At 71.6% G+C, this 13,977-nt stretch carries 1 protein-coding gene (only partly in view); it reads left to right on the top strand.

The window, feature by feature from the left end:
* Positions 1-13,977, top strand: partial view of a non-ribosomal peptide synthetase gene (locus CLV40_RS31230; protein WP_104482600.1) — the 5' portion only. The gene runs 6,030 nt beyond the window's last position; only the first 13,977 of its 20,007 coding nucleotides appear in the window; its start codon is at positions 1-3; the stop codon falls past the right edge of the window.

Below are 13,977 nucleotides of genomic sequence, written 5' to 3' on the forward strand. Positions count from 1 at the left end.
ATGTCCGAGCCGCTAAGTCCGCTCACCCCCGCCCAGCAGGCGCTGTGGTTCGCCCAACGGCTCGACGCCTCCGGGACCGCGTACCACACCGCCGAGGCGGTCGAGCTGCGCGGTGTGCTCGAAGTGGACGTGTTCCGGCGCGCACTGTCCGTCGTGGTCGGTGAGGCCACCGCGCTCGGCACGGTGTTCACCGTGGACGGTGACGACGTCCGGCAGCGGCCCGGCGCGCTGGAAATCCCGGTCCAGGTGGTGGATCTGCGTGACGCGGCCGATCCGATGGCGGCGGCGCGGCGGTGGATGGACGCCGACCTCGCGCGACCGGTCGAGCTGACCGTGGGCCCGTTGGCGGCTGAAGCGTTGCTCGTGGTCGGTGTGGACCACCACCTGTGGTACCAGCGTGCGCACCACATCGTGCTCGACGGATACGGCTTCTCCCTTGTCGCGTCGCGACTCGCGGAGGTCTACCGGAACCTGGTCGGCGGTGGGGAGCCGGGGCCGAGCCCGTTCGCGCCGGTCGGCGCTTATGTTGAGGAGCAGGAGCTCTACCGCGCGTCGGAGCGGTTCGCCCAGGACAAGGACTGGTGGGCCGAGCGCGTCGCCGACCTTCCCGAGGTGGTGTCGCCGTCGACGGTGGGGGAGTCGTCGCTGGGGTTCCGCCGCGTGCGCGGGACCGTGCGCGACCTCCGGTTGGCGGCGTTGACCGCGCCCGCGGTGGTCTCCGCTGCCGTGGCGTTGTTCACGCGCCGGGTTACCGGGGCGGACGAGGTTGTGCTGGGACTGCCGATGATGGGCAGGCTCGGCTCGGTGTCGGCGCGGATCCCGACCACTGCGGTGAACGTGCTGCCGCTGCGGGTCGCGGTTCGTCCGGGGATGACCGTCGGCGAGTTGATCGGCGCGGTCCGGGCCGAGATCCGGGCTGTCGGCTCGCACCAGCGGTACCGCGGCGAGGATGTCCGGCGCGCCGCGCATCTGCTCGCCGCGCAACGACGTCTGGTCGGGCCGTGGGTGAACCTCAAGCCCTACCGCGCGCCACTGGACTTCGGCGGCCCGTCGGCCGAGGTGCGCTACCTCGCCGCCGGTCCGGCCGAGGACCTGTCGTTCACCGTCTACGGCGGCCAGAACGGCGTCCCGCTGGAGATCGAGCTGGACGGCGATCCCGTGCGGTACACCGAGGACGACCTGACGAGTCATCTCCGGTCGTTCACCGCGCTGCTCCGAGGGCTGGTCGAGGCAGGCTCGGAGACACCGACCGGGCAGCTGGGGCTGTCGGAAGGACCGGCAGGCATCATCGGACCGGAACGCATCCGGCCGGGACGCGGACTGGCCGCGCTGGTGCGGGACCGCGCGGTGGACACACCGGATCGGGTCGCGGTGCGCGACGGTGTGCGGGAACTGACCTACGGCGAGCTGGTGGGCCGCGTCGGCGGGCTCGCGGCCGTGCTGTGCGAGCGGGGCGTCACGCCGGATTCCGTTGTGGCGGTGGCGTTGCCCCGCACGGTCGACCTCGTCGTCACCCTGCTGGCCGTCGCCGCCACCGGTGCCGCGTACCTGCCACTGGACCCCGGATTCCCGGCGGACCGGCTCGACCACATGCTCGCCGACGCCGCGCCCGCCCTGCTGGTGACCGCGCCCGGCATGGTCAAGCCCCTCGACGGCCTCGACGTCCTGCACCTCGACGACGTGCCCACGGCCGACCTCGACCCGGCCCCGGTACACGCCGACCAAGCCGCCTACATCCTGTACACCTCGGGATCCACCGGCCGCCCCAAGGGTGTCGTCGTGCCTTCCGGTGCGTTGGTGAACTTCCTGCTCGACATGGTCGACCGGTTCGCCCTCACCGCCGCCGACACCCTCCTCGCGGTGACCACGGTCGGCTTCGACATCTCCGGACTGGAGCTGTTCACACCACTGCTCTCCGGCGCTGCCGTGTACCTCGTGGACGGTGACACGGCGCGCGACCCGGCACTGCTGGAGTCCGCGATCACGGCGAGCGGCGCCACGGTCATGCAGGCCACGCCGTCGCTGTGGCAGGCGCTGCTGGCCGCTCGCCCCGATGCCGCGCGCGACCTGCGCGCCCTGGTCGGCGGCGAGGCCCTGCCCGCCGACTTGGCCGCCGACATGCTCGCCCGCACCCGTGGCGCCACCAACCTCTACGGCCCCACCGAGACCACGATCTGGTCCACCGCGCACGTCCTGACCGACGCGCTGACCGTCCCGATCGGACTGCCGATCGCCAACACCACGGTGTACGTGCTGGATTCCGCGCTGCGCCCGGTCCCCGCCGGTGTCGCGGGCGAGCTGTACATCGCGGGCGACGGCTTGGCGCGCGGCTACCACGACCGCCCGTCCCTGAGCGCCGAACGCTTCACCGCCGACCCCTTCGGCGCCCCCGGCACCCGCATGTACCGCACCGGCGACCTGGCCCGCACCCGCGCGGACGGCCTGCTGGAGGTCCTGGGCCGGGTCGACCACCAGGTGAAGATCCGCGGCTTCCGCATCGAACTCGGTGAGATCGAAGCGGTTCTGACCAGGCACGACGCCGTCGAGCGGGCCGTGGTCGTCGCGCACGGCACGGGCCTGGCCGAGCAGCGGCTGGTCGCGTACGTGGTCCCGGCCGTCCCCGACGACCTGGTCGAGTGGGCGCGGGCCGCGTTGCCCGACTACATGGTCCCGTCGGCGGTCATCGGCCTCGACGCGATCCCGTTGACCCCCAACGGGAAGGTCGACCGCCGCGCCCTGCCCGCCCCCGACCTCGCGGGCTCCTCGGGTGGCCGCGCGCCGCGCAACCCGCGTGAACGGGCGCTGTGCGAGCTGGTCGGCGAGGTCCTGGGCGTTCGCGCGGTCGGCATCGACGACGACTTCTTCACCCTGGGCGGCACCTCGCTGCTGGCCACCCGGCTGAGCGTGCGGGCCCGCGTCGAACTGGGTGTCGAGCTGTCGATCCGCGCCATCTTCGACGCGCCGACCGTCGCGGGCCTGATCGACCGGCTCACGGCCGCCGCCGCCATCGACGGGCCCCGCGCGGGGGAGCGGCCGGAGCGCGTGCCGCTGTCGTTCGCGCAGCGCCGCCTGTGGTTCGTGCACGAGCTGGATGGCCCGGACCCGACCTACAACATCCCGTTGGTCCTGACTTTCGACGGCCTGCTCGACGTGCGTGCGCTGCGCGCGGCCGTCGCGGATGTTGTGGCACGTCATGAGGTCCTGCGCACCACGGTCGCCACGGACGCGGACGGTATCGCCTACCAGGTGATCGGTTCCGCCATGCCGGAGGTCGTCGAGGCGCGGTACTCCGACTCCGCCGTGGCGGACGCGGCGAAGGCGGCGTTCGACCTGCGCGCCGACTCGCCGCTGCGGGTCACGCTGCTGCGCGACGGTGACCGGCACGTGCTTCTGCTTGTCCTGCACCACATCGCGGGCGACGAGTGGTCACTCGGCCCGCTGGTCACCGACCTCGCCGCCGCCTACTCCGCGCGCCTGGCCGGTCGATCCCCGGAGTACGCGCCGCTCGCCCTGCAGTACGCAGACTTCGCCGTGTGGCAACGGGCTTTGCCCGAGTCCGGCGCCGACTTCTGGGCATCCGCGCTCGGTGGCTTGCCCGACGAGGTCACGGTGCGCCCCGACCGGCCCCGCCCGACCCGCGCCTCGCACCGTGGCGGCAGCGTCCCCCTCGACATCCCGGCGGACCTGCACGCCGCCATCCGCGTTCTCGCCGCGAACACGGGCACCAGCGCGTTCATGGTCCTGCACGCCGCCATCGCCGCGCTGCTGTCGCGCCACGGCGCGGGCGACGACATCGTCATCGGCACTCCCACTGCGGGCCGCGTCGACCCGGCTGTCGACCCGCTGGTCGGCTTCTTCGTCAACACGGTCGTCCTGCGCACCGACGCCTCCGGTGACCCGACGTTCCGCGACCTGCTCTCCCGGGTCCGCGCCGCCGACCTCGCCGCGTTCGACCACCAGAACACGCCCTTCGACCGGCTGGTCGAGACCCTGGCGCCGCGCCGCTCCGCCGCCCGGCACCCGCTGTTCCAGGTCCTGTTCGCGTACCACCCGGCCCTGCCGGAGGTCTCCGGCTTCCCCGGCCTGACCGGCGCCGCCGATCTCGTCCACACCGACACCGCGAAGTTCGACCTCACCGTCGACCTGGCCGAACTGCCCACAGGTGACGGCTTGACCGGATTTGTCGAGTTCGCCACCGACCTGTACGAGCCCTCGACCATCGAACGGTTCGCCGCCCGGCTCACCCGCTTCCTGAGCGCCGTTGTGGCCGAACCAGGTCTGCCGCTCGGCTCGATCGACCTGCTGACCGACGACGAGCGCGAGCGAGTTCTGTCGTCGTGGCAGGGGAAGTCGGTGCCAGTCACGCCCGCGACGATCCCGTCGCTGTTCGCTGCGCGGGTCGCGGCGGCGCCGGACTCGACGGCGGTCGTGGTCGACGGTGGCGAGGAGCTGACCTACGCGGAACTGGACGCCGCGGTGTCCGCTCTCGCGGCGGAGCTGCGCGCGCACGGTGTGGGGGTCGGCTCGATCGTCGGGGTCATGCTGGAGCGCTCGACGGCGTTGGTGGTGGCGCTGCTGGCTGTCCAGCGCGCGGGCGGCGCGTACCTGCCGCTGGACCCCGAGTACCCGGCAGAGCGCCTGCGCGTGATGGTCGAGGACGCGGCGCCCGCGGTCGTTATCGCGCCACGTGGAACCGAATTGCCCGGCGATGCCGTCCTAGTGCCGGATGAGCTTGGGGGAGCCGGTTCGGCGGCCTTCGAGGGGGAGGCCGCCGAACCGGGCGCACCCGCGTACGTCATCTTCACGTCCGGCTCGACCGGGCGGCCCAAGGGCGTCGTGGTGCCGCAGTCCGGCATCGTGAACCGGCTGCTGTGGATGCAATCGGCCTACGGGCTCGAACCGGGGGAGCGGGTACTGCAGAAGACCCCGGCCGGGTTCGACGTGTCGGTGTGGGAGTTCTTCTGGCCGCTGGTGGTTGGCGCCACCGTGGTCTTCGCCCGCCCGGGTGGCCACCGGGACGCGGCTTACCTCGCCGAGGTGGTCGAGCGGCAACGCGTCACGACTGTCCACTTCGTCCCATCGATGCTGCGCGCCTTCGTCGCCGAGCCGAAGGCGCGGGAGGTGCGGTCGCTTCGGCGCGTGCTGTGCTCCGGTGAGGCACTGCCCGTTGACCTGCGTGACGAGTTCTTCGCTGTCTCGGACGCCGAGCTGCACAACCTCTACGGGCCGACTGAGGCGTCCGTGGACGTCACCGCCGTTCGGGTGCGTGCCGACGAGCCAACCGTCCCTATCGGACACCCGGTCTGGAACACCCAGGCATACGTGCTGGACGGCGACCTCAACCCCGCCGGGGTCGGCGTTGTCGGGGAGCTTTACCTGGCCGGTGCTCAGCTCGCGCATGGGTACCTCAACCGGCCCGGGTTGACCGCGACCCGGTTCGTGGCAGGCCCGTTCGGCGGTCGGCTCTACCGGACCGGCGACCTCGCGTGCTGGAACGCCGACGGCGCGCTTGAATACTTGGGCCGCGTCGACGACCAGGTGAAGCTGCGCGGCTTCCGGATCGAACTCGGCGAAGTCGAAGCCGCGATGAGCGCCTTGCCCGGCGTCACGCACGCCGTCGCGACCGTCCGCGACGACCGGCTTCTCGGCTACGTCGTCCCCGCCGAGGCCGCTGACGGCGTCCGCGACGCGCTGGGGGCGACCCTGCCCGCGCACCTGGTGCCGTCCGTGGTCGTGGGGCTCGATCGAATCCCACTGTCCCCCAGCGGGAAGACCGATCGCAAGGCGCTCCCGGAGCCGCGAGTCAGTGCCACTCGCGCACTGCCGCGCAACTCCACGGAAGAGTTCCTGTGCGCCGCCTTCGCGCACCTGCTGGGACTGGATGAAGTCGGTGTCGACGACGACTTCTTCGCCCTCGGCGGCCACTCGCTGCTGGCGACCCGCCTGGTCAACCGCGCCCGCACCGGCCTCGGGGCGGAGCTGTCGGTGCGGGACGTTTTCGAAGCGTCCACAGTGGCCGGTCTCGCGGCACGGGTGAGGGTCGCGCCGACCGTGCGACCCGTGCCGGGTGAGCTGGAGCGGCCCGAGCGGCCACCGCTTTCCGCCGCGCAGCAACGACTGTGGTTCGCCTTCCGGATCGAAGGACCGTCGCCGACCTACAACATCCCGTTCACCGCCCGGCTCACCGGCGCCGTCGACGTCACGGCCCTGCGCGCGGCGCTCGCCGACCTCGCCGTGCGCCACGAGAGCCTGCGCACGGTCCTGCGCGACACCCACCAGGAGATCACCGACGCCACACCGGAACTGCTGGTCGTCGACCTCACCGAGGACGAACTCCCCGCTCGCCTCACCGATGCGGCCGAGCACGCCTTCGACTTGGCCAACGACATCCCCGTGCGCGCCTGGCTGCTGCGCACCGGCCCGTCGGCGTCGGTGCTGCTCGTCCTCGTGCACCACATCGCGGCTGACGAGTGGTCGGAGGCGACCCTCTGGGCCGAACTCGGGACCGCCTACGGGGCGAGGTTTGTCGGTGTCGAGCCGACGTTCGCGACGCTGCCGGTGCAGTACGCCGACTACGCGGTCTGGCAGAACGCGCTGCTCGACGCCGTCGCCGACACCCAACTCGCGCACTGGCGCCGCGCGCTCGACGGGTTGCCGGAGGAGATCCCGCTGCCACTCGACCGCCCCCGGCAGGCCGCCGCCGACCACCGGGGCGCCCGCGTGCGGGCGTCGGTCGGCGCGGACACGCACCGCGCGCTCGCCGAGTTGGCGGGCAGGCACGGGGCTTCGCTGTTCATGGTCGGCCACGCAGCCGTCTCCGCCCTGCTGACCGCTTTGGGCGCGGGCACGGACATCCCGCTCGGCGCGCCCGTCGCGGGCCGCGTCGACGACCGGCTCGACGGGCTGATCGGGTTCCTGGTCAACACCGTCGTGCTGCGCGCGAACACCGCGGGTGACCCGACGTTCGCCGAGCTGCTGGACCGGGTCCGGGTCTCGGACCTGGCCGCGTACGCGAACCAGGACGTGCCGTTCGACCGGGTGGTCGAGGATCTCGCGCCGAGCAGGCGCCTCGGCCGCAACCCGTTGTTCCAGACCATGGTGGTGCACCGGACCGCGCCCACCGCGAAGCCCGGCCTGCCCGGCCACGACGGCGTGTTCGAACCGGTCGAGCTGACCACCGCGAAGTTCGACCTCACCATCACCCTGGCCGAACGCGCCGAGGGCGGCATCGACCTCTCGGTCGACTACGCGACGGCGTTGTTCGACCACGAGACAGCCGTCGACCTCGCCTGGCGCCTCGCCACCCTCCTGGACGCCGTCGCCGCCGCTCCGTCCGCACCGCTGTCCTCGGTAGACCTACGAACTCCTCGGGAACGCGCCTGGCCCGCCACGCCGGTCCCAGCGCCCTCGGGTCCGCAAACGCTGCCGGAGTTGTTCGCGGTACAGGTTTCCTCCCGGCCCAACGACACCGCCCTGGTCGCGGGCGGCGAATCCCTGACGTTCGCCGAACTGGGCAGCCGCGTTCGCCGCCTGGCGCGCCACATCGTCGACCTCGGGGTCGCCACGGAGGACGTCGTTGCCGTCGCGCTGCCACGGTCCGCCGACCTCATCGTCGCCCTGCTCGCGGTCGTCGAGGCGGGTGCGGTCTACCTGCCCCTCGACCCCGACTACCCGCGGACACGCCTCGACCACATCCTCTCCGACGCGCGACCGGTGCTCGTCATCACCGACCGCCTGGAGACCTCACTGCGAACCGTCCGACCCGACGCGGGCGACTCGGACGCCCCTCTCGGCCGCCTGCCGCACCCGGACTCGACCGCGTACGTCATCTACACCTCGGGCTCCACCGGCCTGCCCAAGGGCGTCGCGGTGGCACACCGGCAGATCACGACTCTCTTCCACACCAACCACTCCGCCGTCTTCGAGCCGGTCTCGCGCGGCCGCCGCCTACGCGTGTCCCACGGCTTCTCCTTCGCCTTCGACGCGTCGTGGCAGCAGGTCCTGTGGCTGCTCGACGGCCACGAACTGCACCTGCTCGACCGCGACCAGTACGCCGACCCGGCCGCCTACGTCGCTGCCATCACCGCCCAGGGGATCGACTTCGTCGAGGCGACTCCCGGCACGGTCTCGATGCTGGTGGACCACGGCCTCCTCGACACGTCCGTCTCCGGCCTCGCAATGGGCGGCGAATCCGTACCCGCCGCGTTGTGGGAGCGCCTGGCGTCGTCGAACGTGGTCGCCTTCGACGTGTACGGCCCAACGGAGACCACCGTCATGGTCACCATGGCCCGAATCTCCGGTGACTCCGTCACCATCGGCGCTCCCGTCGCCGGGACCTCCGCCCACGTACTGGACCCGCTGCTCCGCCCCGTCCCCACCGGCGTAGTAGGCGAGCTCTACATCGGTGGCGCACAAGTCGCTCGCGGCTACCTAGGCCAACCCGCCCTCACCGCGTCCCGCTTCGTGGCCAACCCCTTCGGCCCCGGCCGCCTCTACCGCACCGGCGACCTCGTACGCCGCTCCCGCGACGGCTCCCTCCAGTTCGGCGGCCGCGACGACCACCAGGTCAAGATCCGCGGCTTCCGCGTAGAACTAGGCGAAGTCGAGTCCGCGCTATCCGCGGTAGACGGTGTCCGCTCTGCCGCCGCAATCCTCCGCGACCAACGCCTGATCGCCTACGTCACCCCCGCCGACCTCTCCACGGAAGCCATCCGCACCACCCTGATCGCAACGTTGCCAGAGCAGGCTGTCCCAGCCGCAATCGTTCCCCTAGCCACCTTCCCACTCACCCCCAACGGCAAAATCGATCGCAACAACCTCCCGTCCCCCGACTTCAGTGCACTGACCACCACCCGCGACCCCAACACCCCAGCCGAACTCGCACTGGCCAAGATCTTCGCCGCGGTCCTCAACCTCCCCACCGTAGGACCAGACGACGACTTCTTCGCCATCGGCGGCGACAGCATCGTCTCCATCCAACTGGTCACCGCCGCCCGAACCGCAGGCTTCGCCCTAACCCCCCGCGACGTCTTCGAACTCCGCACCGTAGCCGCGCTGGCCGCCCACGCCCCCGCCACCGTGACGGGCTTGACCGGTTCACCCAACGGGGAGGTGACCCCCACCCCCGTCATCCGCAACCTTTTCGCCCTCGGCGGCCCCATCCGCCGATTCGCGCAAACCACAATCCTCACCACCCCCCAAGACCTCACCACCGGAACCCTCACCACCGCCATCCAACGGGTCCTCGACACCCACGGCATGCTGCGCTCCCGCCTGATCGGCGGCACCCCGGCCACCAACCCCTCGAACTCCACCCAGCCCGCCCCGAGCGCCGTCAACGCATACGGTGCTCACCAGGTCGATGGCAGGATCGTCGCTGCGTCTCCGGAGTCCGACGAGCCTGCCCCGGGCGTCATCGGCGCATCGAGTTCTTCGCCGGTCGGTGGCAGGATCGCGGCAGAACCTTCTGCGTCCGGCCAGTCCATCCCGGATGTCGTGGACACACCGGTTGCCCGTTCCTCGGAGCCCGGCGAGCCAGCCTCGGGTGTCGCCGACGCGTCCCGCCGCCACCTGGCTGATGGCGGGTTGGTCGTCGACCCCGCGGAGACCTACGCCCGCCGCTTGGTCGTAGAGCCGTCCAGGTCCGCTGCCGATGTGCTCAAGGTCGGCGAATTCACCGTCGACGAGGCCCTGGACTCGTTGGATCCGTGGCGGGGTTCGATGATCGCCTTCCGCTGGCACGGCGACCGCCTCCTCATCGCCGCCCACCACCTCGTCATCGACGGCGTCTCCTGGCGGGTGCTGGCCGCCGACCTGGCCGCCGCGTGCGCCGGTGACCTCGCCCCCGAGTCGACGCCGTTCCGGTTGTGGGCGCGTGAGCTCATGACCCGCCCCCGCACCGACGGCGACCACTGGCGCGCCCTGCTCGCCAAGCCCGTCCGCCCCTGGGGGACCGCCCCGCTCGACCCGACCCGGGACACCGCGGGCAACACCCGCACCGAACGCGTCGAGATCGACGCCGCCGACCTGCTCACCGTCCTCCCGCGCCGCTTCCGCGCGGGTGTCCGGGAGGCCGTCCTCACCGCCCTGGCCATCACCGCCGACGGCCCCACCCGGGTCGACGTCGAGGGCCACGGCCGCGCCGAACACGCCGTCCCCGGCGCCGACCTGACCCGCACCATCGGCTGGTTCACCAACGTCTACCCGATGTACCTCGACGCCCAAGGCCGCGAGGGAACCGCCGCGCTCAAACTCGTCAAGGAACAGGCGCACCAGACCCCCGACAACGGCATCGGCTACGGCCTCGTCGCCACCCCCACCGCCGAGGTCCTGGTCAACTACCTGGGCCGATTCACCACCGACGGTTCCCCCTGGTCCCCGGCCGTCGAAGGCAACGCCCTGGGCGCCGGCGTCGACCCGGAACTCCCGGTCACCCACCCCATCACCATCAACGCGGCCCTCGAAGACCGCCCCACCGGCCCCACCCTGGTCGCCGAATGGACCTACACACCCGCCGCGGGCACCACCACCCCCACCCTCGCCGCGCGCTGGGCCGCAGCCCTGCGGAACCTGACCGCCGAAGCCGCGTCGGCCACCGCGACCGAGCACACCCCGTCCGACTTCCCCTTGGTCACCCTGCCGCAGAGCGACATCGACGCCCTCGCCCAGTCCCACCCAGACCTCACCGACATCTGGCCGGTCTCACCCCTGCAAGCCGGACTCCTCTACCTGTCCACAGAGGACGAAGACAACGCCTACACGGTCCAACTGGTCCTGGACCTGGAGGGCCCCCTCGACCCCACCCGCCTGGAGACGGCGGTCGCCGCCCTCCTCGACAACCACCCCAACCTCCGCGCCACCTTCCACCTGACCCCGAGCGGCACTCCGGTCCAACTGATCACCCCCGCCACCACCACCCCCTTCACCTACCACCCCACCCTCCACGCACCACACTCCACCTCCGGCGCTCCCACCGGCCCGGCTCACCCCGCTCCGGGCGCCCCCAACCCGGGCGCGCGTCCGGCCTCGCCGACTGAGGCCGCGCGGCCCACGACCGCACCGCCCGCCCACGCGCCGGAATCCACCGACCGGCGGTCGGCCGTCCCGCTTTCCGCCGCGCCGGACCCCGTCAGTGCGCGCCTCAACCCGGCGGGCCCGACTGCCCAGGGTTCGCCCGGCTCACGTCTCGCCCCGCTGGGCCCGACCGCCCAGGGATCGCCGGACGGTCATCCCACCCGTCCGCATCTCAACTCGCCGGACACCGCTACCCAGGAATCGTCGGACAGGCACCCCACCCACCCGCCGCGCAACTCATCGAACGCGGCTGCCCACAACTTCATGAAGCCGAGAGCCACCTCTCCGGCCACCCTCGACCCGCACCCCACGGCGTCGGACTCGGCCACGCACGGCACTGCCGCCCCGCGCCCCACCGCGCCGGACTCGACAACTCACGGCACCGGCAACTCGACCCCGCTGGACCCCGGCACCCGAGACCCCCTCGACCCGAATCTCGGCAACGCCCAAACCCACCCCGGTTTTGAAGATCACCCCACCGGACCCCAACACACACCCCCGCCCTCCTCTGGGGGGCGTCCCCTGCCCATTTTATCGGCGGGGGAGGGGGAATTGGGGGGCGGTGCGGATGCTGTGGATGGATTCCCGGCATGGGGACAAGGTGAGTGGGACGCGTTTTTGGGGACGGACCGGGGGGTTAAATTTGATCTTGAGCGGGGGCCGTTGGTTCGATTCGGCCTGGTCAAGGTGGGGAGCGAGCGGCATCGGCTGGTGGTGACCAATCATCATCTTGTGCTTGATGGGTGGTCTGGTCCATTGCTTGTTCGGGAGCTGCTTTCGCTTTACGCGAACGGGGAGGCCACTCGGACGGGTGATTACCGGAACTACCTCGCCTCGCTCGAAAACGCGAATCCCGAACCGTGGGCGCGGGCCCTCGAGGGGTTCGGGGAACCGACGCTGTTGGCTCCCGGGGTGAAGGGTGGGTTGCCGGATGAGGTTGAGGTCCCGGTAACCACCAACCTCGAGGAGCTGGCCAAGCGCTACAGGGTCACGGTCAACACCGTGGTCCAGGCGGCGTGGGGGTTGGTGCTCGGGCGGGTGCTCGGGCGGGACGACGTCGTCTTCGGCGCGACGGTTTCCGGGCGCTCGCCGAAGGTGGCGGGGATCGCCGGGATGATCGGGCTGTTCATCAACACCGTCCCCGTCCGCGTCCGGTTGCGGCCGCACGAGCGGCCGGGTGACCTGCTGCGGCGGCTCCAGGCCGAGCAGGCGGAGCTGATCGATCACCAAGACGTCGGGCTGGTCGACATCCAGCGGGCGGCGGGCATCGGCGAGCTGTTCGACACGCTCGTGGTCTTTGAGAGCTACCCCATCCCCGAGCAGCGGGAAGACCAGGAGATCAGGGTCGTCGGCGTCGAGGGTCGGGACGCCACCCACTACCCGTTCGCGCTCGTGGCGCACGACAGCGGCGACATCCGCCTCCGCTACCAGGTCGAGCACCGCGCAACGGCCCGGGACCTGGCGACGAGGCTTGCGACGGCGCTCGTCGAGCTGGGCAACGACAGCACGGTCGGCAGCATCGATGTCCTTACCGACGCCGAGCGGCGCACCATCCTGCGTACCTTCAACAACACCGCCGAGCCCGAGGTCACCCGCACCCTGACCGACATGCTCGTCGCACGCATGGCGCAAACCCCCGACGCCATCGCAATCGTGGACGGCGAGCGCACCCTCACCTACCGCGAGCTGGACCAGCGCACCGCTGCGCTCGCGGCCGTGCTCCAGAGCAACGGTGCGAAGCCGGAGACCACCATCGGCATCGCCCTCCCGCGCTCCGCCGAGATGGTCGTCGCCCTCGTCGCGACGCTGCGGGCCGGGGCCGCGTTCGTCCCCGTCGACCCGGCCTGGCCGCAGGACCGGCGGGACCGGGTCGTGGCCGACTCCCGCGCACTCCTCCTGCTCGGCCCCGAAGACGTCGACCTCGACAACTGGACCCGAGCCGAACCGACGCCGGTCGCGGTCGACGGCACCAACCTCGCGTACGTCATCTTCACCTCCGGCTCCACCGGCACGCCCAAGGGCGCCATGATCCGCCACGAAGCCATCTGCGCCCGCCTGCACTGGCAGCTCGGACTCCTCGGCTTCGGCCCGGACGACGCCACCCTCTTCAAAGCACCCCTCGCCTTCGACATCTCCATCAACGAGATCTTCCTGCCGCTGGTCGCGGGCGGCCGGGTCGTCATCGCCGAGCAGGACGGCGAACGAGACCCCAACTACCTCCTCGACACGATCGACACCCACCGCATCACGTTCGTCTACCTGCCGTCCTCGATGCTCGACGCGCTGCTCACCGTCGCGACCGAACCCGGGACGCTGCGCGACCTCAAGCACGTCTGGTGCGGCGGTGAAGTCCTCACCCCCGATCTCTTCGACCGCTTCCGCCGCAGGTTGACCACGACGATGTACCACGGCTACGGCCCCGCCGAGGCCACGATCGGCGTCTCGCACGTCGTCTACCGCGACGCGGCCGAGCGGCCCGCGACCTCGATCGGCAAGCCCAATCCCAACACCCAGCTGTACGTGCTCGACCCGCACCTGCGCCCGGTCCCCGTCGACCGCACCGGCGAGCTGTACGCGGGCGGCTACCTCCTCGGCCGCGGCTACGTCAACGCGCCCAGCCTGACCGCGTCCCGCTTCATCGCCAACCCCTTCGGCGACGGCAGGCTCTACCGCACCGGCGATCTCGCGCGCTGGAACGGCGATGGCACACTGGACTTCGTCGGCCGGGCCGACAACCAGGTCAAGATCCGCGGCATGCGCCTTGAGCTGGAGGAGGTCGAGGCCGCGCTTTCCGCGCACCCGGCCGTCCGCCGCGCGGTCGTCACCGTCCGCAAGAACCCGTCGCCGTACCTGGCGGGCTACATCGTCCCCGAGAACCCCGTCACCGCGACGGAAATCACCGAC

It is taken from the genome of Actinokineospora auranticolor, assembly GCF_002934265.1.
GTDB lineage: Bacteria > Actinomycetota > Actinomycetes > Mycobacteriales > Pseudonocardiaceae > Actinokineospora > Actinokineospora auranticolor.